This is a genomic window from Salmonella sp. 32120201201600049SM, from assembly GCF_017572835.1.
GTDB lineage: Bacteria > Pseudomonadota > Gammaproteobacteria > Enterobacterales > Enterobacteriaceae > Salmonella > Salmonella enterica.
Genome location: NZ_JAGESA010000003.1, coordinates 87,609 through 113,772, shown reverse-complemented (window position 1 = coordinate 113,772; position 26,164 = coordinate 87,609). Strand labels below are relative to the sequence as shown.

At 55.9% G+C, this 26,164-nt stretch carries 13 protein-coding genes; all 13 read right to left on the bottom strand.

What is annotated here, in order from left to right; all coding sequences use genetic code 11:
• Positions 1 to 4: 4 nt before the first annotated feature.
• The 13 genes from ratB to ndk all read right to left on the bottom strand — a co-directional run bounded on the left by ratB (position 5) and on the right by ndk (position 26,107).
• Entirely contained in the window at positions 5 to 7,312 is a 7,308-nt protein-coding gene (ratB, locus tag J4650_RS08940) for a DUF823/DUF824 repeat adhesin RatB (RefSeq protein ID WP_023993601.1), read from the bottom strand.
• Between the two features lie 165 nt (positions 7,313 to 7,477).
• Complete coding sequence (ratA, locus tag J4650_RS08935; RefSeq protein ID WP_071827197.1) at positions 7,478 to 13,081, bottom strand: DUF823/DUF824 repeat adhesin RatA; 5,604 nt, start codon at positions 13,079 to 13,081, stop codon at positions 7,478 to 7,480.
• A 119-nt stretch (positions 13,082 to 13,200) separates the two neighbouring features.
• Positions 13,201 to 14,157 carry a SinI family autotransporter-associated protein gene (locus J4650_RS08930; RefSeq protein WP_023993599.1) on the bottom strand — a complete coding sequence of 319 codons (957 nt, stop codon included), beginning with the start codon at positions 14,155 to 14,157 and terminating at the stop codon, positions 13,201 to 13,203.
• Between the two features lie 57 nt (positions 14,158 to 14,214).
• On the bottom strand, positions 14,215 to 16,407 hold the full coding sequence (gene sinH / locus J4650_RS08925; RefSeq protein WP_023993598.1) for an intimin-like inverse autotransporter SinH: 2,193 nt from the start codon (positions 16,405 to 16,407) through the stop codon (positions 14,215 to 14,217).
• A 345-nt stretch (positions 16,408 to 16,752) separates the two neighbouring features.
• Positions 16,753 to 16,974, bottom strand: coding sequence for a zinc ribbon domain-containing protein (locus tag J4650_RS08920; protein ID WP_000406466.1), 222 nt, complete (start codon positions 16,972 to 16,974; stop codon positions 16,753 to 16,755).
• 88 nt (positions 16,975 to 17,062) lie between these two features.
• Positions 17,063 to 18,535, bottom strand: coding sequence for a ribosome biogenesis GTPase Der (gene der, locus J4650_RS08915; RefSeq protein ID WP_000249411.1), 1,473 nt, complete (start codon positions 18,533 to 18,535; stop codon positions 17,063 to 17,065).
• A gap of 118 nt (positions 18,536 to 18,653) precedes the next feature.
• A complete protein-coding gene (gene bamB / locus J4650_RS08910; protein ID WP_001177074.1) occupies positions 18,654 to 19,832 on the bottom strand; it encodes an outer membrane protein assembly factor BamB in 1,179 nt (392 codons plus the stop codon).
• A gap of 10 nt (positions 19,833 to 19,842) precedes the next feature.
• Positions 19,843 to 20,463, bottom strand: a complete 621-nt coding sequence (locus J4650_RS08905; protein ID WP_000409190.1) for a YfgM family protein — start codon at positions 20,461 to 20,463, stop codon at positions 19,843 to 19,845.
• 13 nt (positions 20,464 to 20,476) lie between these two features.
• Positions 20,477 to 21,751: a histidine--tRNA ligase gene (gene hisS / locus J4650_RS08900; RefSeq protein ID WP_001107139.1), complete on the bottom strand. Its 1,275-nt coding sequence runs from the start codon at positions 21,749 to 21,751 to the stop codon at positions 20,477 to 20,479.
• Between the two features lie 110 nt (positions 21,752 to 21,861).
• Complete coding sequence (gene ispG, locus J4650_RS08895) at positions 21,862 to 22,980, bottom strand: flavodoxin-dependent (E)-4-hydroxy-3-methylbut-2-enyl-diphosphate synthase (protein WP_000551804.1); 1,119 nt, start codon at positions 22,978 to 22,980, stop codon at positions 21,862 to 21,864.
• 26 nt (positions 22,981 to 23,006) lie between these two features.
• Entirely contained in the window at positions 23,007 to 24,011 is a 1,005-nt protein-coding gene (gene rodZ, locus J4650_RS08890; protein WP_023993597.1) for a cytoskeleton protein RodZ, read from the bottom strand.
• Between the two features lie 291 nt (positions 24,012 to 24,302).
• Positions 24,303 to 25,469, bottom strand: coding sequence for a bifunctional tRNA (adenosine(37)-C2)-methyltransferase TrmG/ribosomal RNA large subunit methyltransferase RlmN (locus J4650_RS08885; RefSeq protein WP_000003206.1), 1,167 nt, complete (start codon positions 25,467 to 25,469; stop codon positions 24,303 to 24,305).
• Positions 25,470 to 25,675: 206 nt separating this feature from the next.
• A complete protein-coding gene (gene ndk, locus J4650_RS08880; protein ID WP_000963846.1) occupies positions 25,676 to 26,107 on the bottom strand; it encodes a nucleoside-diphosphate kinase in 432 nt (143 codons plus the stop codon).
• Positions 26,108 to 26,164: the final 57 nt, after the last annotated feature.

Below are 26,164 nucleotides of genomic sequence, written 5' to 3'. Positions count from 1 at the left end.
TACGTTACTCCACGCACGTCGCATAACCCGCTGTGCCTGCCGGCTTAATGGCGCAGTTTTGACTCTTGGTATTCTCATCTACGCCGCAATACATGCCGCCGCTCGAGGTTGATTTAGATAAATAGGGATAGCCCAGAGTCGGCCAGCCTAACGAGCTAATTGAATGATACAGCGTCAACAGGTCGTTATTATCCGGTGCTTTGCTAAGGCTACCGCACTGTTTGGCAATATCCCATTTCGTGTTGTCCACCGTATGCGCCATCGCCCAGTACTCGTTATTTGCATGCACTCCGTTGGTAAATACTGGCGTCACGCCTGACAGCATCTCAGCCTGAAGCCACGGACGATGCAGCGTTTTTCCGTTGACGGATGTCGTATCCGACATATTTCCCCAGAACAACGCTTTATCCGTATCCGGGCTGGTAAGTACCATAAAAATCACATCCAGCGATGCGTGAAGAGTCGTATTGTCCGTCACTTTCACCGTGAGTGGCGTTTTCAACCCCAGGCTTTTATCCTGATTAAGCGTAAACGTTGCCGTACCGTCGCTGCCGGTAGTGCCGGTAAAGACAATCCCGGTGGTGGTCATACTTTGGCTGGCGCTTGCGGGAGTCAGCTCTTTAAGCATGAGATCGTCTGCTCCGGCATCCGCTGCCACGTCGCCATCCGTTATAACCATACCTGCCCGATTTTTCGAATCGCCACGTGACAACGTAAAACCGACGTTGGCGACCGGGTTACCGCTGCTATCTTTTACCGTCACCGTTAACGGCATCGCGCTTCCCTTCGCCACTACCGCCGCATTTTTCGCGCTGTCCATCGCCGTCGAGGTCAGCGTAATACTGGCAGGAGTAGAAGTACGCGGCTCGACCAGACACACCTGAGCGCCGGTGGCAGTCGATGAACTGGCGGTGCCCTTACCGCCGCTATTCAGGTTTATAAATTGGTAATATCCGGTATTCGGCGCACGATCCGCCGCCCACCAGGATTTGTTCCCCGCCACCGGCCAGCCGTAATTTGTACCGATTGCGCCGTTAGGATTGTCGCTATACAACGTTTGCAGATCGCCCGACAACGGCTGGTATTCCGCATCACAGCCGGTTGCGCCCGCTTTTTCAGTGTTCGCTGCGGTGACTAAGGGCCATGTTTCATTGTTAACCAGGTAAGTACCGCTATTCGACGTCATCTCCGCCGCCAGCAGCGGACGCCGGAACTTCACGCCCGCGCTGTTGGTCACGGTTTCCGGCATGTGTCCCCAGTATTTGGCTTTATCGCTGTCCGGGCTGGTAATGACGGTGAAAATGACGTCCATATCGCTAACTGTCAGCGGATCGTCGACAAGCATCGCCTGTAGCGGTGTTCTCAGGCCACGGGAATCATCCTGCGTCACTTCGAGTTGCGCTTTACCATCCTCATCCGTAATGCCATACCAATAACTTGTGCACGAAGATACCGTGCAGTTAAACGTCATTGAGCCCGTAGACGGCGCAACCGATGTGAGTACCATGCCTCCGCCGGAACTGCCATCAACGACACCCGCCCGGTCTATCGAAAGCGTTCGTCCCAAACGGATAGCGGTATTGGGCTGCGGCGTGCCGGAACCATCCCTCACAGTGACGGTCAACGGCAGGCTCTCGCCCTTCTTCGCCACTGGAGCGCCTTTATCCGCATCCATGTCGCTGGAGGTGAGTTCTATCGACAAGTCCCGGCGCTTTGCCAGACAAAGCTGCGCCGTGGCGGTATTGGCTTTGGTTGTCAGCGTATTATTATCGCTGAGTCTGACATACTGAAACTGACTGTCTGAGTGCGTGGCATCCGGTACTGAGTTACCCGCCCCCCAATATTTTCCTGATGCCACCGGCAGGCCAAGCGTTGTCGTGAGTGCGCCATTGGGATAATCGGTATATAGCGTCTGTAAATCATTTACCGTCGGCAACCCCAGCCGATCGCACGGGCTGGCGGTGTCCTGATACATATTCGGATAACGGCTCCAGGTATACCAGGTCTCGTTATTTTCCGTATAACCCGACGTGTCCGCAGTTGAAGAAAGTTCAGCGCGCAGCAGCGGTCGCTTAAATTCAACCCCCTTACTGTTGGTAAAGGTTTCCGGCATATGGCCCCAGTATTTGGCCTTATCGCTGTCCGGGCTGGTCACTACGGTAAAGATTGCGTCTTTGCTGTCTGTCAGGTTGCTGCCGTCCATCGTGGCGGCGCTGATAGTGGTTTTTAAACCGGCGGTACTGTCCTGCGCAAGGGTAAATGTCACCTGTCCCTGGGCATCAGTTTGCGCATACAGATATTTCGCCGACGTATCCAGCAGGTATGTCGCCAGGCCGGACGGCATCACATTACGCAGCGTAATATCGTCTGTGATGCTTGAGGACGATGTGGCGCTGTTGGCGCGATTGTACGAAGATCCGCGGCTGATTTTCACCATCACGTTTTTCATCGGCTGACCTGCGGCGTCTTTCACGTCGATGGTGGCGGCCATCTGCTCGCCCTTCTTCGCCTTTGCGCTTCCGGTGGTTTCATCCTGGCCTGCCAGCGTCAGCGTCAGGCTGGCGGCGGCGCTGCGCGGCGAGGCAAGACAGGTCTGCATGTAGTACATCGAGGTGCTGGTCGTCGTTTTGACATCATTGCCGTCGTTAAACAGGTTGACCGCCGCGTAGAGCGACTTCGTGCCGTCTGACGATATCACGTAATCCCCCGCCCACCAGTAGCGGCTGACGTTGTTGTTGCCTGAACTGGTCATCGGCCAGCCGTTACGGCTGCGCATGGCGTTATCCGGGTATGTCCCGTACAGCGTCTGGAGGTTGGCTACGGTCGGTAGCGTGTCGCGCCCACAGCCGCCACCGGTGCCGTTCCAGGCTTTATCGACGGTTATCATGCCCCAGGTTTCGCCTTTGTCGTAGTAGCCGTTGGCGATGGTCAGCGTTTTGCCGGGCGTAGCGCTAAACTCGCTGGCCAGCAGCGGACGCCTGTACGCCACGCCGCTGCTGTCGGTCAGCGTTTCCGCCATATGGCCCCAGTAGTTGGCCTTCGGCGTGTCCGGACTGGTGACCACGGTAAAGATGACCGGCAGCGGCGCGCTCGTTACGCCGTTGTGTTCTATCGCCGCCGTCAGCGGCGTTTTAAAGCCCGCGCCGCTGTCCTGGCTGATATTCAGCGTCAGCGTGCCGTCGGCGCCCGTGGCGGTGTAATAGTTAGCGCCGCTGCTACGCCCGTCGCTGTGGTTTATCTGTATATCCGCCGCCGCCGAGCTATTCACCTCCTGATTCGCGCGCCCGACGCTGTCGCCGCGCGTAAAGATAATCGGCGTGTCGGCGGCCGGGTTGCCCTGGGCATCCCGCGTGGTGATGATGACCGGGATGGTCTCGCCGACTTTCGCTTTGGCGAATCCGTCGCTGTCGTTATACACAGGCGAAGTGAGCGTTATCTGCGTCGCCGCCGGATGGGCGTTTTGCAGGCAAACGAAATAGAGTTGTTCATTCCACAATAGCGAACCGACGCCGCCGTCACGCAGATTAATCGACTTAACGTAGCGGTTTTGCGTACTCCGGCTCAAATCGGCGGTGCTGTCCTGGTAGTTTTTACCGTCCAGCGGCCAGCCCTGCTGGGTATTCATGGCGCCGCCGGGCCTGGCGTCGTACAGCGATTGCATATCGGCAAGGGTCGGCACGTATCCCGCGCCGCAGGCGTCGTTCGCCATTTCAAAATCGACGATTCCCCACGCTTCGTTGTTTTCCGTATTGTCGCCGTGGGTAACGCCGCTGGCGATTTCAGCCGATAACAGCGGGCGCTTAAACACCTCGCCGTTGGCCGCCGTCGTCGTTTCCGGCATATGGCCCCACATTTTGGCTTTGTCGCTGTCCGGGCTGGTGACCACGGTGAAAATAGTGTCGATGCTGGCCATCGCGCTGGCGTTATCGTACAGCGCCGCCGTAATCGCGACTTTCGTCCCGTGGGCATCCGGGCGGGTGACGTTGATGATTTTGCTGCCGTTTTCACCGGTCATGCCGCCGATTTTGGTGGCGGTGTCGTTGAGCGAATCGCCGTCAATCACTACCGCCGAGACGATGCCGTCGCCGCTACCGGCGATATGTTTCTCCCCCTGGCGGGTATAGCCGTCGCCGCGGCTGAGTATGAACGGCGCTTGCGGCAGCGGATTGCCGCTGGCGTCTTTTACCGTCACTTTAAGCTGGAGCGTATCGCCCTTTTTCACCTTCACCGCGTGTTCGCTGTTTGCGTTATACCACAATGCCGCATCCACTGGCTCAATAGTGATAGACGCCGCCGTCGGATTTTTGCTGACCAGACAGCTCACGTAGTCCGACGCGTCGCCGGAGGCGGTATAGCCGCCCGCAGCCAGTGATACCGCCTGCCATGTAGCGGCGCTGGCGAAGGTGGAAGACCAGTAGTCATACGTCGTCGGCCAGCCGGATACGGTGTGGATTTTATTGCCGTCGCTGGCGGCATACAGCGCGGCAAGCTGATCGGCGCGCGGCAGATGGCCAGCCTCACAGCCTCCGGCGTCGGGGTTATTCAGCGCGTCGGCGTGGCTGACGCGCGCCCAGGTTTCGTTATCCTGCTCCTGGGTACGGGTGGCGGCAGTCGCTTCCGCCGCCAGCTTTGGCCGCTGGAATTCCATATCACCCACGGTGAGCGTGTCCGCCATATGGCCCCACATCTGCGCCTCCGGCGTATCGGGGCTGGTGGGAACGGTAAATTTCACGCTGCGGTTGATGGGCGAGGTAATCAGTGAGTTGACCGGCAGGACGCTCAGCGGCGTCAGCAAGCCCACGCCCTGCGGCTGTTCAATCACCAGCGTGGCGTTGCCCTCGGCATCGGTCATGCCCTGGTACGTCATCGACGCCCGGGAAGAGCCGAAAGGCGTTCCGCCCATTACCAGCGTTCCGTCGCTGGGATCGGTAAAGCCCGTGGTGGCGTTGTCGCGATTTTTGCCGTGCGCCATGGTGACGGTAAAGCTGGCGTTGGGCACACTTAACCCGTTCAGCGCATTAACGGAATGGACGTTCATCGTAATTTTTTCGCCCACTTTGGCTACCGCATTACGTAACGACTCATCGCCATTAAAGTAAACGTCCAGGCTGGTCACCAACTCATTGCCGGAACAAGAGAGATAGTTCGGTTCGGCGCCGCTGAACATGCTGTCCGCGCCGGTCGCCAGGTTGACGTGCGCAGTGGTGGCACCCTCGGTATCAGCCGCGATATAGCTATGTTTCTGCGTCGGCCAGCCGTAGGTCGTTTCCATCGCGTTGCCGGAATGGGCCTGATACAGCGTATCCAGCAGCAGTTGCCCCGGCACCTGTCCGGTACCGCACTGGTTCGTTGCCGCCGTTACCGAGTTAAACGTCGCCCAGTATTCGTTATTCTCAAATTCGGAACTGGTATCCTGCGCGGCCTCTTCTGCCAGCAGCGGGCGTTTGTAGATATTGCCCGCTTCCACCACGCCCTGCATATGGCCCCACATGCGCGCCTGCGCCACGTCCGGGCTGGTGACGACGGTAAAAATCACGTTCTGCGTCGCTTCCGTGCCGTCGAACAGCACCACGCGCACCGGGGTTAATACGCCCGCACCCTTATCCTGAGTCAACACCAGCGAGAACTGACCGTTGGCGTCGGTGACGCCATGATAGTGGCCGTCGCTGCCTGCCAGATTGGTGATAATTACCGGATCATCCGTCCACTGATGCCCGCTATCAATATCGGCGTTCTTTTGATTCTGGCGATTTTGCTCGTCGCCCAGGTAGACGTTAAAGTAGCGATAAGGCAGCGGTTTATTGGTGGCGCTGTCGGTGACGGTGATCTTCATGTTGATCTCCTCGCCCACCTTCACTTTCGCCGCGTTGACCGTTGAATCAAAATTATCGGCGCTAATCACTAATTTCGGCGTGACCGCAGGCGGGGCTTTATCCACGCAGCTCACCAGCGATTGCGTGGCGTCCGGCATCTGCGTAAGGGCGCGGCTGCGCATATCAATGCTGATATGGTCAGTGGCAATCGATCCCTGGGAGGAGGACCAGTACTCTTCGTCACCGGATGTCAGCCCTACCGGCCAGCCGAGGGTGGTGGCCAGATCGCCGCGCGCAATTTTTAACCCTTCCAGTTGGCGTGCATCCGGCAGAATATCGCAGTGCGCGTCGGCGTGACCCCAGTTGAACTGCGCCCAGGTTTCATTGTTGATGCTGGCGGTGCGGTCTTCACCGTCGGTTTCCGCCGCCAGTTTGGGGCGGTAAAAGGTGTAGCTTGCGCCGTCTACCGTAGCGGTGGACGTCTCTGCCATATGACCGTACATGTTGGCGCTGCTGCTGTCCGGGCTGGTGAGGGTGGTAAAAATCACGTCCACGCTGGCTTTCAGCGCTGGCGCGCTCGACGGGTGCGCTATCAGCGGCGTTTTAACGCCCGGGCCGTTCGCCTGGGTGACGACCACGGTCGCCACGCCCTCGGCGTTGGTCGTACCGTGATATTCCGTGGCGGTGGTGGTCAGTTCGGTGTTGCCGACGCGCACCGGCGCGGCATTGTTTACCACGCCCTGGCGGTTTTGCGCGTCGCCGCGGGTAATCACGAAATCAACGTTGCCCTCCGGTTCGCCGCCGCAGTCTTTGGTCGTTACCGTCAGCATGATGCTTTCGCCCGCTTTGACCTTCGCGGCGTTGAGCGACTCATCCAGATGATCGGCGGCGAGCGTTACCGGGTCGCCCACGGCGGGCGCGATATCCACGGCAAACTTTTGATCAAGCACTTCGACCGCCGTGTTATAAGGCACGCCGGTGCGGGTAAGCAACCACAGCGGCGGTATGGCGGTTGAGGTATCCAGTTGCGACCAGACCACCAGATGGCGGCCCGCCAGATTCTGCGCGCAGAAACTTATATTGCTGACGGGTTGTGGATCAAGCGGCGTGTCCGGCGTGGCGGCGTCGGCCCACACCAGCGTGACGGTAGGCGCGCGTTCAGCCTGCCAGACCAGCGGCGGCACGGCGAAGATATCGCCTTCGGTGTCGTGCGGATTGGTTAAGATCAGCGCGCTGCCAGCATCACTGGTGCTGAACTGGCTGGGCTTCGCGGAGTAATCAACGGGATTCGCCGCATCAGAGCGCAACTGAACGCTACCCTGATATACCGGGATCGTTACACTGTCGGCCTGCGGCGGAGTGCCGTTAATAGCCGCAGTTTGCTCAGTGAGTTCCTGCCATGCGCCGCTGCTTCGCACGGCCTGCGCGAAGAAAGGCGTTAAACTGAGGGCGTATAGCAGCAGCCAGGGTAAAAAACCGACACACTTTTTCGATTTCACTGACGTACCTGAGAAAAGTCCATTTCGTTGCAGTTCATTCCATGAATACAAAAACGTAAAAATACATCGCTACCGGAACAGCGCCAGCTACAAGGGATACCCAAGTTGGGCGCCGCAAAGCGTCACCCAACATTCAAACGAGCTCCCGGCCCCATTCCCCATTCACTACGGCACCCGGCACGAGCCTAAGCCCGAGGTCGTCGCTTTTTCACGAGTACAGGTTGTCTGGCCGGTCGTTTCGTTAAATGAACAGTAGTACTTATTGCTTTGACCTTCATCTTGCGACACATAGTCCCAGGATGATGTCGTCGGCCATTGCAACGTGCCGATAACGCTCTGCAACGCTTTCAGATCGTCCAGCGAGGCTATATTTTCCTGCGATCCGCAAAGATGCGTCAACGACGTTTCCACGTGTTCGGACTGATAATAATAGTTCGTCCCCCAGAATTCATTATTAAACGGCCAGGTATCCCGGGGCGCGGCAGAGAGCTCGGCTTTCAGGTACGGGCGGCGCAGCGTAACGCCGTTCACCTGCACGGTATCCGGCATATGACCCCAGTATGACGCATACGGCGTATCCGGGCTGGTTTGTACCGTAAAGATTGCATCTACGCTCGCCGCCTCATCAAATTGATTCGCAAGCGCCGCCGTGACAGACGTTTTTAACCCCAGCGATTTATCCTGAGTTAACGTAAACCGCAACTTACCGTCATCGCCGGTGAAGCCAGACCATTTTGTGCTGAGGCCATTCTGGTTATTAAACGCCACTGCCGTACCCGCAGGTGCAACCGGCGTCAGCATCATATTCGCCGGCGAAGTTGTAAACGGAACCGGCTCGCCAATCACGCCTGGTTCAATGTATTGCTTATCCACCGCACCGCGCGAATAAGAGTATTCACGCGTCAACAGTACGGCCACCCCGGCCTGCGGCTGCCCGGCGTCGTTAGTCACCGTTACCGTCATCGGTATCGTTTCGCCTTTTTTCGCCACAGCCGCTGATTTATCGGCGTTCCATGCGTCGGAAGAGAGCGCGATATTCAGCCCGCTGCGCGATGTTGTCAGGCAGAGTTGTAAGTAGTAGTTACCCGGGTTTTCCGACATGCTGTAGTTTTTCCCCGTCTTGAGATCTTTATACTGCCAGTAAAGGGTTGAGCCTTTCAGCAGGCTATCCCCCGCCCACCACCGCTTCCCGACGGGCAATCCAATATCGGTCGCCACCTTGCCGCTTGGGTGATCGTTGTACAGCGCAGTGAAATCATCTATCGCAGCCATCTGGTTCATCGGACACCCGCCGTAATTGCCGGTATTAAAACTATTCACCATGATCCAGTTTTCATTGGTTTCGAAATAGGTATCCGTGTGCGCCTCCGATGAGGGCTCGCCTGCCACCAGCGGGCGCTTAAACTCCGCACCGTTGCTGGCGGTGAAGGTCTCCGGCATATGGCCGTACATGTTGGCCTTGTCGCTGTCCGGGCTGGTGAGGACGGTGAACACCACCGGCAGCGATGAGGTCGCCGTCGGCGTATCGTACAGACTCGCGGTCAGCTGGTTTTTCAACCCTATGCCGCCGGGTTCGGCAAGCGTCAGGGCCAGCGTACCATCCGCGCCGGTGGCACCGGTCAGAACCGATGTGGCATAGTAAAACTGTTGCTGCGCACCGGTGAGCGGCGTCACCGTCATGTTGGTGCCGTTAGTGGCTACAAATTTATTATAGTCAGGGTTGCGCGCCTTCCCGGCGTCGCGTTTAAGCGAAAAAGTCGCATAAGGCACCGGGTTGCCCATCGCATCGGTAGTGGTAATGAGCAGCGGGATCGACTCGCTATTTTTCGCCTTTACCGCCTGAATAGCGTCATCCATCGCCTGCGGGGAGGTGAGGGTAATCAGCGTGGCCTGCGGCAGCGGCGTCGTGGCGCAAATTTGGTACTGCCAGGCAGTGCTGGGCGAGCTGCTTTCTGACCGACGCGAACCATCAGCCAAATCGACTGCGTAATAGAAGTCAAGTTTTGCCCCGCTGGAAAATGACGTCGAGTTCGATCCGCTCCAGTAAGAATAGTAGACCGGCCAGCCCTGGGCGGTATTTATCGTTCGGCTCGGGTATTTGCTGTAGAGCGAATCCAGCGCCTCAACGGCAGGGTAATAGCCCGCCGCGCAACGGGCCGGATTTGCCCCTTCACTGGCTGGCCCATGAAAAACCGCCCAGGTTTCGTTGGTTTCTTGCTTAGACGTAGTATTGTCCGTACTGGCCAGCTCAGCGTACAGCAGCGGGCGCTGGTACACCGCGCCATCCGCCGCCGTCAGCGATGGCGCCATATGCCCCCACATGCGGGCAACGCTGACATCCGGGCTGGTGACGACGGTAAAAATGGTGTCGATGCTGGCGCTCACGGCGGCATTTTCATACAGCGTCGCGTTAATCGCGGTGCGGGTGCCGTGGGTGTCCGGGCGGGTGACGCTAATAATGCGGGTGCCGTCAGGGCCGGTCAGCGACCCCATTTTGGTGGTGGTCCAGGCCAGCGATTCGCCGTCGATCACCACGGGCGTCACGATGCCTTGCAGATCGTCGTCGTCCTGAGCGGTATACTTTTCGCCACGGCGATCGTAACCGTCGCCGCGGGTGAGCACAAACGGCGATTCCGGGATCGGGTTGCCGCTGGCGTCCTTCACCGTCACCTTGAGCTGTAGGGTGTCGCCCTTTTTCACTTTGACCGCATGCACGTCGCTGCCGTCGTACCACAGCGACGGGTCGACCGGTTCAATGGTGATAGCGGCTGGCACCGGGTTATCGCTGGCCAGACAGCTGGCGTAAATAGAGTCGGTGCTGCCCGCGGAGACGTTGCCATCCTTCAGCGCGATCCATTTCCACGTGCTGGCGCTCTGGAAGGTGGACGACCAGTAGTTCAGATAGACTGGCCAGCCCTGAATGCCGTTAATTTTGCCGCCGCTGTTGGCGTTATACAGCGCCTCAAGCTGGTCGATACGCGGCAGGCGGTTCGCCGCGCAGCCGCCCGCATCCGGATTGCCCGCCGCGTCGGTGTGGGCCACACGCGTCCAGGTCTCATTGCTTTCGTCCTGGGTACGCAGCGGGTTGCTCACTTCACCCGCCAGTTTGGGCCGCTCAAAGGTCCAGTCGCCCACGGTAATCGTGTCGGCCATATGGCCCCACATTTTGGCTTTTGCCGTATCCGGGCTGGTCGCGACGGTAAACTTCACGCTGCGGGAAACCGGCGTATTGATGTATGAATTGACGGGCACGATGCTTAACTGCGTCAGCAGCCCCACGCCCTTATCCTGGGTGAGGATAATGGTCGCATCGCCGTTGGCGTCGGTGATCCCCTGATAAACCTGCCCGGCAACGTAGCCGACGCCGTCAAACTGCATCTCGCCGTTGCTGGTATCGGTAAAACCGGTCGTCAGCCCGTCGCGCCGTCTGCCGTTCGCCATGGTGATGGTGAAGCTGGTATTGGCGATTGCCACGTCGTTAAGAGCGTTGCGCGAATGGATGTTGAGCTTAACCTGTTCACCCACTTTGGCAGTCATATCGGCGTTTTTAGTCGCCGGGTCATCGTTGAAATAGACGTCCAGTACCGCCACCATTTCGTTGGCCGAGCAGGTCAGGTAGTTCGGCGTATCGGTAAATTTGCCGCTATCGCCGTTTTCGAGGTTGACGTGTACCGTCCCGGAGGCGTCATTGTCGGCGGCGATGAAATAATCTTCAGTCGGCCAGCCGTGCTCGCTTTCCATCTGTCCGCCCGCATGTTCGCTGTACAAATGCGCCAGCGACGACTGATCCGGCACCTGGCCGACACCGCACTGCGCGGTGGCCGACGCCACGGAGTTAAACGTCGCCCACTCTTCGTTATTTTCGCTGAACTGGCCGTCTTTATGGCTGGCCTCCACCGCCAGCAGCGGACGTTTGTACAGGTTGCCCGCGTCCACCACGCCGCGCATATGGCCCCACATGTTGGCGCCATCCACGTCCGGGCTGGTGACCACGGTGAAAATTACGCTAAAGGACAGCTCGACGTTGCCGCCTTCGTCATCCGGCATCACGATGCGGATGGGCGTTTCGACCCCCAGGCCGCTGTTATGTTTTAACGTCAGGTGCGCCTGGCCGTTGACGTCAGTCACGCCGGTATAGTGCTCCGGCGACGAGGCGCTCATACCTTCAGAATCAACGGTGACCCGCTGGTTATCCCACGCGTCCTGATGCTCCCCTTTGCGGTTTTTCGCCGGATCGATAAACAGCTCCATGTAGCGGTAAGGCAGCGGTTTTTGCGTGTCCCGGTCAACCACGGTCATCGTCAGATTGATCTCGTCCCCCACCTGCGCTTTATACGGCCCTTGCGGTGAGAGGGTAATCTGCGGGTGCGCCGCAGGCTGGGCTTTATCCACACAGCTGACCAGCAGCGTGTCGCTGTTGGCGGCCCTGACGACCGACGCGCTGTTCATATGTACGGCAGCGTGGTAGTCGCTCATCTGATCTTTGGTCGACGACCAGTATTCGGCATCGCCCGTCGCCGGCCAGCCGGTGTACGTCGCCAGTGTGCTGTGCTCATGCCTGAACGCCACCAGCTGTTCGGCGTCCGGCAGAATATTGCAATGGTTATCGGCGCCGTTCCAGGTAAACTGCGCCCAGGTTTCGTTGGTATCGTCGACGCGGCTATCCGCGCCGCTCGCTTCCGCCGCCAGCTTCGGGCGGGTAAAAGTGTAGGTTATACCGTTCAGCGTCGCGGTGGTGCTCTCCACCATATGGCCGTACATACTGGCCTTATCGCTGTCTGGACTGGTGATGGTGGTGAAAATGACGGCGGTTTCAGCCGTAAGCGCCGGAAAGTTGACCGAGCTGACAACCAGCGGCGTTTTGACGCCGGGGCCTTCCTTCTGGGTGACCACCACCGTGGCGTTGCCGTTGGCGTCAGTGACGCCGCGATATTCCGTTTGGGTGGTCGTGAGCTCGGTATCGCCAACGCGAACCGGGTTGGCGTTATTGACCACACCCTGGCGGTTTTCCGCATCTTTACGGCGGATGACAAACGGCGCGTTGCCTTCGGGCGTGCCGTCGCACGCTTTGGTGGCGATGGTGAGGGTGATGCTTTCCCCCACCTTCACTTTTGATGCCTCAAAGGCCGAATCAACGTGATCGCCGCTGACTGTAACCGGCGTGTCGGTGGCCGGTTTAATGTTGAGCGCCACTTTCGGGCTTAACAGCGGAATGGTCGCATAATTCGGCACCCCGGTATTCGTAAAGAGCCACAGCGCGGGAACGTTGGTTTCATCTTCCACCTGCGCCCAGGCCACCAGCTGTCGCCCGGCGAGGTTTTGGGCGCAAAAGGTCAGGTTCGGAACCGGCTGCGGCGAGAGCGGCGTGTCGGGCGTGGCGGCATCGGCCCATACCAAGCCCATGGCGGGCGGCTGGCGGTTTTCCCAGGCGATGGTGGGCGGATCGCTAAAGAGATCGCCTTCGGTATCGGTGGAATTGACCGCCCGCATCGAGGTTGAGGTAGCATCCGCGCTAAAATCGCGCGGCATGGCGCTGAATTCAATATCGTGGGTTTTGCTCGGGTCAAGCAGCGTACTTCCCTGGTAAAGGGGGATAATAGCGCCGTCGGCCAGCGGCGCGGTGCCGTTAACCGCACCGGTGACTGAGTTCAGCTCTTGCCAGGTTCCGCCCTTCAATAGCGCCTGCGCAGGTGCGATCGACACTGCAAACATGATCAGTAATGTCAGTAAGAAATGTACAACTTTATTCACTTGCCGATTCCTGTCCATGAGCGATAGCCACCCGTTTTCATTCTCTGTCGTAATTCAACCCACTTTGCTTAGCGCGCGGCTAAGCAAAGTGCGCGGAAAATACCACTCCCCGCGGGGAGTGGTATGTTGAGGACAACTTATTTGCGTTTGTAGTCGATGGACAGACCAAAGCCCTGGACACCGTCGCTACCCACGGTAACGCCGCCGTCTGCTCCCTCGAACGCCGTTTTCGCTTCGGCGTTGGTGAGAGGGATGACAAGGTCTTTATCATTCCAGCTTTCGTTGACGATACCGCCGCTACCGGTACCTGCAATTTTACTGGTGCCGACGAATTTCCAGCGGTAGTCATACTGGCTGGTAACGTCTTCACCAGTATCATAGGTGCCGTTGCTGTTCTTATCGCTCCACAGCAGCACTTTATAGGTAGTGTCGGTTTTGAGCGGAGTAGAGGTACCCAGCAGGTTGGTGGTTGAGCCAGACTCATAGATAACCACATGGACGTTTTCATCCACCACCGGACCTTCCGGAATTTCGTCATCATCCGAACCACCGCCCGCATCGGTCGACAGGTCTTTCAACAGCAGTTCGGTTGCCACGGCAGGGTCACCGGTGGTAGTGGTTGGCGTGATTTTGATACCGATATAACGATCCGCATCAGCGGCCTGGATTTCATAACTGTCACCAGTACCAAGATCTTTGGGGTCGCTGCCATTCTGATCGCTAAAGCTCACCCATTTCACGGTGGCTTTAGTTGCCGTGTTGTCGGTGTCCAGGTCGCCTTCCGTATCGCCAATCGCCCAGTTCACCGTGACCTTATCGCCAACGTGGAACTGCTTATCGCCTTCGGTCACAATTTTACGATCGCCGCGATCGATAGTTACCGTTACGTGATCTTTGTCGGTATCCGCAGTTTTATCCGCCGCACGGGTAATCCACGGCACCGTACCCTGAATGGTGCCCGTCTGTTCAGAGACAATCTGCCACTGCCCCGATTTCAGATTACCGTTTGCCGCCACCGCTGGCGCGGCGCAATACCCGGCAACTACTAATGCTAAAGCGACCTTCGTCAGCCGCCGTTTTACTGTTGCTTGCATTCAGACTCTCCTTTTTCTCAAAATTCAGCGGCTGGCTGGTCAGCCACAACGCTGACGCTATTTCTGACTATACGTAACGCGTATGCCGTAACCCTGAACGCCATCTTCCACATTGGCGGCAAACTTCTGCGCCGCCTCTTTATTGGTTACTGGCAGGACAAGATCTTCATTCATGGTGTTGGCCAGCGCGCCGGTATGTCCGTTTGTACTCTGCCCGGTAAACTCCCACTGGTAGTCGTACAGCGCCATCTCTTCTTCCGTGAGCTGCTCGGACATCTGGAATACGCCGTCTTTATTTTTGTCGCGCCACAGCAGGAAACGGTAAGCATTATTGACCGTAGGGTGCTTATCTTCTTTGCCGATAAGGTTGACAGGGTTGGCGGCTTTGACCTGATAAATCACCGCATTCAGCGCGCTCAGGTTGTCGCCGATAAAAGTGACATCAACGTAGTTACTGTCGCCATAGGCGTCTGCTTTCGCCTTCCAGCGGAAAGTCCCCGGCAGGGTGCTGGAAAGCGTCACCGTCCCCGCTTCTTTGTCACGACTGGCAATAAACACGCAAGGGGTTTCCGTGGTGCAGGGCGTCTGGGCCAGGGTGACTTTTTTATCATTGCTGTCGTACAACACGGGCGTCATGGCATCGTCCACCAGTTCGTTACCATTGCGATCCGTGGAGTCGCCAAAGGAATCGGTGATCAGCAGATCCATCACCACGCCGTCTTCGCCATCGGCCAGCGCGCTGGCTTCATGGCTGTGATCGCTGCGATCGGTATCGGCAATGTTGTCGACGATCAGCTCAATTTTGCGATCCTGCTGGACGGTGATTTCCACCACGCCGGAGTTCTGCTTATTGCCCTTTTCATCTTCCAGCGTCATGCGTACTTTCCAGGTGTTCAGGGCGGTGCGCTGCTCTTCGGTATCGGCATTAACCCAGGCAGGAAGCACCAGATTCCAGCTGTTATTGTTGCCTTCGGTTAACACATTAGCTTTTACCACCGGCATCACCAGCGTACGGGCGGCGTTGTTTTTCGCCTGCCAGGAGGCAGAAATAATTTTGTAATGGTGGTTAATCAGCGCGTTGACAGTCCATTTGCACTTTTCCAGACCAACAGCGGCCTCAGGCGTATCTTCAATCACGCATTCCGGGTGTTCATTGGTGGCGTCAGCCTTCAGCCACAACGTGACGTCCAGCGGATCTTTCTCGTGATATTCGAGAATGATGAAATTGTTACGATCGACAAAATCGGTGCGGCTGCCCATTAAGGAGTGCTGAATTTTAACGTTTTCCGGATCGAGCTGCGCCGCCAGCGGCGTGCCTATCTGGTAGTTCACGGTCGCGTTAACGCTAAAGTCGTTACTATCGCCAGTACCGGCTTTGTAATCCGTACCAACCGTGACCAGCGGTACCGGCGTATATTCCAGCCCCAAAGTGACGGCATGAGGATCTTTTTGCAGATTATCGGTGCCAAACAGCGCTACTTCATCGCCGTAGTACTGTTCGTAAACTAATTTAGCGCCAAGCTGCGGATAAAACGGCAGCCAGCTTTCCATGCGGATATCCCAGCCGCGCGCGGGTCGTTCTTCATAAAAGTCGAAATCTTCGGAGTCTTTCCAGTCAGAAAGAGGATGGTAATAGTTGCCGGAGAATTTCAGGTAATCCGTCCAGGCTTCGGTTCCCAGACCTAATCGACGGTGACCGCGCGTAAAATCGTAGTCATAGAATGCGTTGCCGCCAAGCAGCCAGTTGCCGACGTTCTGGCGAACGCCAAGCCCAAAGTTACCAATGGTGCGGTCTTCCTTACGCTGAGCCGAAATCTGGCTAAAGAGAAGCGTGCTCTGGTTGTCATACCAGGGAATAAAATAATCCAGCGAACTGCCGTCCAGATCGCCGCCTTCGCCCACGGACAGGCTGGTACGGATCTTGCCATAAGGTGACATTACACCTTCAAGATATGACTGTGCTGAGGAAGTGATTTGGTTTTGCAAATAGCTACGCGCCTGGGATTCCAGCGCTTCCGGGGTGAGATTATCAAAGCCCTGGGTGGCGGAATTAATAAAGTAGTCAGCGCCCTGTTCTTTAAAGGACTTTCCTTTATTTTCCTGTTCTTCTTTTTTCGCGGATTCGCTGGCTAAATCAGGCAGGGAGGAGTGGCTTTCATCATTTGCAGATGCAGAGTTATCTGCGCCAGAAGCCGCAACTGAGACTCCAGACACTAATAGCAAAACCAGAATGCGAATCCTTCGCACCATATGATATCCCTGTCGTTAAATAAACACGCCTCTATGAAAAGATATTATATGGATGATTCAGATGGAATCATAACTAACAGGCCTAAATATATTCCTAAAAAGAAAAGTTTAATATGAAACAGATTTATAATATTGATATAATAAATAAAAAGAAAGCTGTTATTTATTTCTAATATTAATTTTCGGGAATAATATTCCCTATAAATAGTTGAATCAATAAAAAGAATAAAATAACCGCCGGGCAGGATACTATGCTGATATTACGGGAGTATCGAATAACGCTTTTGCCCTTAGCCGGATAAGACGTCGGCGCCTCTGCTCTGCGGCGCAACGTCGACAGCGGTTTTATTGATCGGAAATGACGAAATTAACCCGTTTTTTTGAAATTAAACCATGACCGTTCTGGCAAAAATAGTCCACTGCGCCGCAGGCTTTCAAAACCTGTAACGGCTGGCGGCAGTCAGGACAAAGTGCCTGTAACGAGAAATCTTTAGCGCATGTCTCGCAATGCGCTGTATCGCCATTGCGCTCCAGCGCGTGATGGCAAACGGGGCAGGTTATTTCCATAACATTCTCCTCAGGCGCGTGACTCACTTTTACTTGAAAGGCCTGATAGCGCAGCGCTTGTCAGGCCTGGAATATTACTGAAAAAGCATTACTTGCTTTTCTTGATATGTTTCATCAGACGCTTACGTTTGCGCATTTGCGTTGGCGTCAGTGTGTTACGCTTGTTCGCATACGGGTTCTCCCCTTCTTTAAACTGAATGCGAATCGGCGTCCCCATCACTTCCAACGACTTGCGGAAGTAGTTCATCAGATAGCGCTTATAGGAGTCTGGCAGATCTTTTACCTGGTTGCCGTGAATCACCACAATCGGCGGGTTATAGCCGCCAGCGTGGGCATATTTCAGTTTCACACGGCGACCGCGCACCAGCGGCGGCTGATGATCTTCCACCGCCATCGTCATGATACGGGTCAGCATCGCAGTGCTCACCCGGCGAGTGGAACTGTCGTAAGCCTCGCGTACGGACTCAAACAGGTTGCCGACGCCGCTGCCGTGTAGCGCAGAGATAAAATGGACGCGGGCAAAATCAATAAAGCCCAGACGGAAATCCAGCGTCTCTTTCACCTGCTCTTTGACTTCCTGGCTCAGGCCATCCCATTTGTTGACTACGATAACGAGTGAGCGCCCACTATTGAGGATAAAGCCCAGCAGAGACAAATCCTGGTCGGAGATCCCCTCGCGCGCATCGATAACCAACAGTACGACGTTAGCGTCTTCAATCGCCTGCAACGTTTTAATCACCGAGAACTTTTCTACCGCATCGGTGATTTTTCCGCGCTTACGCACCCCTGCCGTGTCAATCAGCACATATTCCCGTTCGTCGCGTTCCATCGGGATATAAATGCTGTCGCGAGTGGTGCCCGGCATGTCGTATACCACCACGCGCTCTTCGCCGAGAATACGGTTAGTGAGTGTGGACTTACCTACGTTCGGGCGACCGACAATCGCCAGCTTTATCGGCAGGCTTTGCGGGTCAAAATCATCTTCCGGCGCTTCTTCGCCATTTTGTTCCGCCTCGAACTGCGCCCAGTATTCCGCGTCTTCATCCACCTCTTCCTGCGGCGCGACATCATCCATCCACGGCAGAAGCACATGTTCCAGCAGGCTCAATACGCCGCGACCATGTGAGGCGGCGATAGGGTAAATTTCGCCTAATCCCAGCGAGTAAAAATCGACAACCGCCTGATCGGGATCGAGACCATCCGTTTTATTCGCCACCAGGAAGGTCGGTTTTTCACGGGAACGCAGATGTTTGGCAATCGCTTCATCCGCCGGCATCAGGCCAGCGCGCGCATCTACCATGAATAACACTACATCCGCTTCTTCAATCGCCAGCAGCGACTGTTCCGCCATCCGCGTTTCGACGCCGTCTTCGGTGCCGTCAATACCGCCGGTGTCGATACAGATAAACTCGCGGCCTTCAACTTCCGCACGACCGTACTTACGGTCACGAGTCAGACCCGGGAAATCCGCAACCAGCGCATCTCGGGTGCGGGTCAGACGGTTAAATAGCGTGGATTTTCCGACGTTAGGGCGCCCGACAAGCGCGACCACAGGTACCATGTTTAAAGCCTCATTTAAAAAATCATCAGACAACGCGCGTCATTTTTACGCCGTTGTTAAAAACAGGAAAACGGCCCCTACACCAGGAGCCGTTTTTTAAAACACACAACCGTGACGATTAACGCGTAATCGCGTAGACCGTACCGTCTTTGGCCTGGATGAGCAGTTTACCATCCGCCACCGTCGGTTCGGTCAGGAAACCGGAACTGTCTACTTTTTGTTGGGCCACAAAACGCCCGTCATCGACATTAATCCAGTGCAGATAACCTTCGCTATCGCCGACGACTAAATCACCATTATACAGCACCGGGGAGGTCAGCAAACGGTGCAGCAGATCGCTTTGCGTCCACAGCGTTACGCCGCCGTCAGTGGTCAGCGCCAGCACGCGATCGTTCTGATCGACCAGGTAGATACGGTCTCCGTCGACGATAAAGTCATTGACCGAACCCAGCTCGCGTTTCCACATAATCTGACCACTGCGCAGATCCAGCGCCGTTAAGTTACCATTATACGCCAACGCGTAAACGACGCCGTTTACCACAACCGGCGTGGTATCGACGTCGCTCAGACGGTCAATTTCCGTTGGGCCAGTGGCCTGGGAGATACGCTGCTGCCAAATCATCTGCCCTTGTTGCATCAGCACGGCGCTGACGCGGCCATTATCACCACCAACGATAGCCGCGCCGAACGCGGTTGCCGGCGCAGATTCGCCGCGCAGCGACAGCGAAGGCATATCCAGGTTCACCGTCCATTTAATTGCGCCATCCGCCTGATTTAGCGCCTGCAACTGACCGTTGCTGGTATGGATAAGAACGATTCCATCACTGACAACCGGACGAGACAACGCTTCGCCTGCGACCTTCGTCTGCCATGCTGTGGTACCGTCGCTGGTATTCAGCGCATAAACCTCGGCCTTTTCACTGCCGATATAGACGTGACCGCCCGCGACAGTGACGCCGCCGGACAACAACGCGGACGAACGAGAGAACCAGCCGTCTTTCTCGCCCAGATTCACAGACCAGATCTCTTTGCCATCATCCGCATTGAGCGCTTTTACCACGCCCGCGCGATCGGCTGCATAGACCACGTTATCTACCATTACCGGATGAAGGTTAGAATAAAATTCGCCAATTCCGTTACCGACAGAGGTGCTCCAGACAGTGGTCGGGGTAAACTGGTTTTCAACCTGCGGTAATGGAGACATCTTGACGACATCTTCTTCGCCGCTAAACAGTGAACAGCCGCTGAGCAGGGTAACGGAAAGCAACCCTGGCAGAAGTAATTTACGCAATTGCATCGGGTCCCTCTCAGATGGACAAATTATTGATTTTCATCTGCATCATTTCGCTCAACGCCGGAGAAGCATCGCTATTGACGCCCGCTTCCCATGCGCTGCGCGCGCCTTTTTTATCACCCTTACTCAGCAACGCTTCGCCGCGCAAATCAGCGACAATGGCTGTCCATCCTTCGCCTTTAACGGCATCCAGAGTTTTCAGCGCGGCGTCAGCTTGCTTAAGCTGTAACTGAACGCGAGCGAGACGCAGATTAATCACCGCTTTGAGATTTTCATCGCTGGTGGCCGCCAACCCCTGCTGCAACTGGGCTTCGGCTTTTTTAAGTTCATTCTTATCCACAAACTGCTGCGCCAGTTCCATAGACGCCAGCGCACCATAGGTATTTTTATTCTCAGCCGCAAATTTTTCAGCGGCGGGAATGCTATCCGGCTTATCGGCGCTTACCGCCGTCACCGCATTTTGATACGCCAGAGAAGCAGCACGCGCGGACTCCGTCTGATGGCTGCTCCAGTAACGCCAGCCAACCAGCGCGCCAACCCCTAAAATCACTCCGACAGCCAGCGCTTTGCCGTTTTCGGCAAAGAAGCGTTTAATCGCATCCACCTGGTCGTGTTCGTTCTCGTAAATTTCCACGCTGTCCTTCTCCTTAGCCCAATAAAGTGCGCAAATGCGCGGCGACGCTGTCCTGCGCCACTGCCGTTTGCTCACCGGAGCGCAAATCCTTCACTACAACAGTCCCATCGGCGACTTCAGATTCGCCAAGAACCAGTGCAATACGGGCGCCCCACTTATCGGCGCGGGCAAACTGTTTCTTAAAGTTGCCGCCGCCGTGGTTTGTCATTAGCTTCACGCCAGGCATTTCATCGCGCAGCCGCTCCGCCAGCGTCATTGCCGCAGACTGCGTTTGTGCGCCGGCAGCTACCAGGTATATATCGACAACAGGAGAGGCAATAAATTCCGGATTAACTGCCTGAACTAACAAAACAAGTCGTTCCAGGCCCATCGCAAAGCCCACTGCCGGGGTAGCGCGACCGCCCAGTTGTTCCACCAGACCGTCATAACGACCGCCCGCACAGACGGTGCCTTGTGACCCCAGACTGTTTGTTACCCATTCAAATACGGTGCGGTTGTAGTAATCCAGACCGCGTACCAGACGCTGGTTGACGGTGTAGGCAATCCCCGCCGCGTCCAGCAATTTACACAGGCCGGCAAAGTGCTCGCGTGAATCGTCATCGAGATAGTCGCCGAGAGCGGGCGCGTCGTTGAGCAGCGCCTGCACGTCCGGATTTTTTGAATCCAGCACGCGCAGCGGATTGGTATACATACGGCGTTTGCAGTCTTCGTCCAGCGTCTCTTGATGCTGTTCGAGGAACGCGACCAGCGCATCGCGATAGTTCGCACGCGCCTCTAATGAACCAATAGAGTTCAGCTCCAGGCTAACGTGGTCAGCGATGCCCAGCGCGCGCCACCAGCGTGCGGTCAGCATAATCAGCTCCGCGTCAATATCCGGGCCTTGTAAGCCGAAGACTTCGGCGCCTAGCTGATGGAACTGACGGTAGCGGCCTTTTTGCGGACGCTCATGACGGAACATCGGGCCGATATACCACAAACGCTGTTCCTGATTGTACAGGAGACCATGTTCGATGCCGGCGCGTACACAGCCCGCCGTACCTTCAGGGCGCAATGTCAGGCTATCGCCGTTGCGATCCTCAAAGGTGTACATCTCTTTTTCAACTACGTCAGTAACTTCACCGATCGCGCGTTTGAATAACGGGGTCTGCTCTACAATCGGCAAGCGGATTTCACTGTAACCGTAGCTGCCGAGCACGTTTTTGAGTGTGCCTTCAATGCGCTGCCAGATGGCGGTTTCGCCAGGCAGATAATCGTTCATGCCGCGAATGGCTTGAATGTTTTTTGCCACGTTTATTCTCTTTCTGAATATAAAAATGAACCCTCAGCGCTTCCCCGAACGAACCGGGAGCCATGCGGGTTCAATCATACACGGGAAGCGCGCCGCTTCCCATCACGTTCTTATTTTTCAACCTGCAGCACGTCAATCCGACGCGCTTCATCAAGTTGACTTGCTTTCGCGCGAATACGGGATTCAAGCTGCGCGATCATATCGTCGTTATCGAGTCTGTCCTTACGCACGCCGTCTTCATACAGGCCGCTTTTCTTATTGCCGCCCGTCACGCCCAGCGTCGATACCAGCGCTTCGCCCGGCCCGTTCACTACGCAACCGATGATCGAGACGTCCATCGGGGTGATGATATCTTCCAGACGCTGCTCCAGCGCGTTCACCGTGCCGATAACGTCGAACTCCTGGCGAGAACAGGTCGGGCAAGCGATGAAATTGATGCCGCGCGCGCGAATGCGCAGCGACTTCAGAATATCGAAACCGACTTTGATCTCTTCCACCGGGTCGGCCGCCAACGATACGCGCAGCGTGTCGCCGATACCTTCCGATAACAGCAGACCTAAACCGATCGCCGACTTAACCGCCCCGCTACGCGCGCCGCCCGCTTCGGTGATCCCCAGATGCAGCGGCTGATCGATCTGTTTAGCCAACAAACGATAAGACTCAACGGCAAGGAATACATCGGACGCTTTTACGCTCACTTTGAACTGATCAAAGTTGAGACGATCGAGATGATCGACATGGCGCATGGCTGATTCCAGCAGCGCCTGCGGCGTCGGCTCACCGTATTTTTCCTGCAGATCTTTTTCCAGCGATCCGGCGTTTACGCCGATACGAATAGGGATGTTTTTGTCTCGCGCGCAGTCCACCACCATACGAATACGTTCTTCGTTACCGATATTGCCGGGGTTAATACGCAAGCAGTCAACGCCGTATTCCGCTACTTTCAGCGCAATGCGGTAGTCGAAGTGAATATCGGCAACCAGCGGGACGTTAACCTGCTGTTTGATAAGCTTGAACGCTTCGGCGGCGTCCATGGTCGGTACAGAAACACGAACAATATCTGCGCCAACGCGTTCCAGCGCTTTGATCTGATTAACCGTCGCTTCCACGTCAGTGGTACGCGTGTTAGTCATCGACTGGACGGCGATAGGGGCACCATCGCCAATCGGCACATTCCCAACGTAAATACGTGTCGATTTTCTACGTTGAATCGGAGCCTGGTTATGCATGAAAAATCTCCCGCGTTACCCGTCTGTTACTGCGCCGGTGTCGGTTCGGCATTAAGGGTCAGACGCGCAACCTGATTAGTTCTGATAAAGCGGCTCAGATCGACAGGTTTTCCTTGATACTGGATCTGCACCGCGGCCGGCGCGCCAATTTTAAGTTTATAAGGCGCCTGACCGGTTAGGTTTAAATTACCATCTTTACGCTGCATACCACTAAACAGCTTCTTACCCGTGGCGTCAGTGACTTCGAGCCAGCAGTCAGCGGTAAAATTCATCACCAGCGCATTCGGATCGGCAGCAGGCGCCGCTACGCCAGCCTGACTGGTCGGCAGCGCGGACGGCGTCTCCGTTGCCGCTGGCGCGGCAGATGTCGCAGCCGTATCGACATTCGCCTGCGAAGGCGCGACTACCGTATTTTGCGTCGCCGCCGCCGTTGGCGCTGGCGTTTGCATCGCCGCCGTCGAATCAACCGGCGTCGCAGGCGCCGGAGCCGTTTGCGCTGGCGTCGTATCCTGGCTTGTCGCGTCACGGGTGTCCAGCGGTACGCTTTGGCCGCTGTCTTTATCTGCGTTCAGTTCAGCCGTGCTTTGATCGGCCATTGTCGTGATCTCTTCCTGCTGCGCCTTATGGTTCTGCCACCACCAGGCGCCGGTCAGCCCTACGACCACAAACAGTACCAGCCAGGTAAAAGACATTAACCAGCCGTCGCGTTTTTTACGACGCTTTCCTAATGAGAAACTCTGCATCGGGGCGACTTTGGCGGCGCGCAGCGGGGCCTGCTTTTCCAGCCCCGGCAACAGTTCCTCTTCTGGAACATGCACCAGACGCGCATATGAGCGGATATATCCGCGCAGGAAGGTTGAAGCAAGATCGGACGGCGCCTTATCTTCTTCAATATCGCGTACCGTAGAAACCTTCAGGCAAAGTCGCTCAGCGACAGCCTGCTGGCTGAGTCCGAGTTGTTCACGGGCATTGCGCAGACGAACGCCGGTGGTTTGTGCTTCATTTTGGTCGTGCGTGGCTTCAGTATTCATTCGCTACAGCTACAGGTACGTGTAAATTAGGATTCAGGCGCCGACGAGCCGTAATGCCCGCCCACACCGCGAAACATCAGGTTAGTTAACCTTAGTCAGACAGTATAAGCCTGTCAGGCCGCAGATGACAAAACCGCTAAGACACAAGGCTAAACTCTTGTTGCACCATTACATACTGCCTTAAAGTCGACAAAAACGCACCGTTATTATTGACCAGACAAGTACAACGCCAGACATTATTCAACTGACATTGCGCCACGGTATAATGAATGCCCCGTGGCGCAACTGCTATCAAATAGCCTTGATGTCAATCACCTCTCCCTGCATACGCTTACGCAGGGTACGTTTGGTACGGTCAATCACATCGCCAGCCAACTGTCCGCATGCCGCATCAATGTCATCGCCACGCGTCTTGCGTACGATGGTCGTGAAACCATAACTCATCAAAACCTTAGAAAAGCGATCGATACGGCTGTTAGAGCTGCGGCCATACGGCGCGCCAGGGAACGGGTTCCACGGAATCAGATTAATCTTACAAGGCGTCTCTTTTAGTAGCTCCGCCAGTTGATGCGCGTGTTCAGTGCCGTCGTTAACGTGGTCAAGCATTACGTATTCAATCGTCACGCGCCCCTGATTGGCGTTGGATTTCTCCAGATAGCGGCGAACCGCGCCCAGGAACGTTTCGATATTGTATTTTTTGTTGATCGGGACGATTTCGTCGCGAATAGTGTCATTCGGCGCATGTAAGGAGATAGCCAGCGCGACATCTATCATATCGCCCAGTTTATCCAGCGCAGGCACCACGCCGGACGTTGAGAGCGTGACACGACGTTTGGACAGGCCGAAACCAAAGTCATCGAGCATAATTTCCATTGCCGGTACGACATTGGTCAGGTTAAGCAATGGCTCGCCCATCCCCATCATGACCACGTTGGTGATCGGACGCTGGCCGGTGACTTTGGCCGCGCCGACGATTTTCGCCGCACGCCAGACCTGACCGATAATTTCCGATACGCGCAGGTTGCGGTTAAAGCCCTGCTGCGCAGTTGAACAGAATTTGCACTCCAGCGCGCACCCTACCTGTGAAGAGACGCACAGCGTAGCGCGGTCGTCCTCCGGGATGTAGACCGTTTCAACGCGCTGATCGCCGACAGCAATCGCCCACTTAATGGTGCCGTCTGAGGAACGCTGCTCTTCAACGACCTCCGGCGCGCGGATTTCCGCGACCTCTTTTAATTTGCCGCGCAACACTTTGTTGATGTCGGTCATCTCATCAAAATTATCGCAGCAATAGTGATACATCCATTTCATCACCTGATCGGCGCGGAAAGGCTTTTCACCTAAGTTTTTAAAAAACTCGCGCATCTGCTGACGGTTGAGATCCAGCAGGTTGATTTTTGTTTCGTTGTTAAGAACTACCGGGGTACTGCTTTCAGGTGTGACAATTTGTTCAGACATATGCTATTCCGGCCTCGTTATTACACGTTATGGCCCCTGGAGGGTTGAAAAAAGAAACGCCCCGGTAAGCTTACTGCTCGTCCGGGGGCGCTGCATTGTACAAATTCTGGCGTAAGGATGCCACGTCTGCACGCGGCATTAGCAAAAATAATATTTGAACCGATAATTTATCGCCAACGCATTTGCAGCGTGAAAGACGAAGGAGATTAACGGGTGCGCGGGCACACTTCGCCTTCACCGAAGAAAAAGGCGATTTCGCGCTGCGCGGATTCCAGCGAATCCGAACCGTGGGTGCCGTTTTCAGTTAAGCTATCAGCGTAGTCGGCGCGCAGCGTACCCGCCAACGCGTTCGCCGGATTGGTGGCGCCAAGCAGATCGCGGTGACGCTGTACCGCATTTTCGCTTTCCAGCACGGATACCACGATAGGGCCAGAGGTCATGAACTCCACCAGACCGTCAAAGAACGGCTTGCCGTCGTGCTCAGCATAGAAGCCGCGCGCCTGCTCAACGGTCAGGTGCAGCATTTTAGTGCCAACAATTTTGAACCCTGCAGCTTCAAAGCGCGCAAAGATGCTGCCAATAACGTTTTTTGCCACCGCGTTGGGTTTAATGATGGAAAAAGTCCGTTCAATAGCCATGTTTACCTCTGAAATATGTTCTGTTGTTATGTCAGGCGCGGATTATAAAGAGCATCC

Excerpts from the sequence above, each read along its gene's own strand:
- ratA (WP_071827197.1), bottom strand. The coding sequence starts at position 13,081 with ATGGACAGGAATCGGCAAGTGAATAAAGTTGTACATTTCTTACTGACA.
- J4650_RS08930 (WP_023993599.1), bottom strand. The coding sequence starts at position 14,157 with ATGCAAGCAACAGTAAAACGGCGGCTGACGAAGGTCGCTTTAGCATTA.
- sinH (WP_023993598.1), bottom strand. The coding sequence starts at position 16,407 with ATGGTGCGAAGGATTCGCATTCTGGTTTTGCTATTAGTGTCTGGAGTC.
- J4650_RS08920 (WP_000406466.1), bottom strand. The coding sequence starts at position 16,974 with ATGGAAATAACCTGCCCCGTTTGCCATCACGCGCTGGAGCGCAATGGC.
- der (WP_000249411.1), bottom strand. The coding sequence starts at position 18,535 with ATGGTACCTGTGGTCGCGCTTGTCGGGCGCCCTAACGTCGGAAAATCC.
- bamB (WP_001177074.1), bottom strand. The coding sequence starts at position 19,832 with ATGCAATTGCGTAAATTACTTCTGCCAGGGTTGCTTTCCGTTACCCTG.
- ispG (WP_000551804.1), bottom strand. The coding sequence starts at position 22,980 with ATGCATAACCAGGCTCCGATTCAACGTAGAAAATCGACACGTATTTAC.
- rodZ (WP_023993597.1), bottom strand. The coding sequence starts at position 24,011 with ATGAATACTGAAGCCACGCACGACCAAAATGAAGCACAAACCACCGGC.
- J4650_RS08885 (WP_000003206.1), bottom strand. The coding sequence starts at position 25,469 with ATGTCTGAACAAATTGTCACACCTGAAAGCAGTACCCCGGTAGTTCTT.
- ndk (WP_000963846.1), bottom strand. The coding sequence starts at position 26,107 with ATGGCTATTGAACGGACTTTTTCCATCATTAAACCCAACGCGGTGGCA.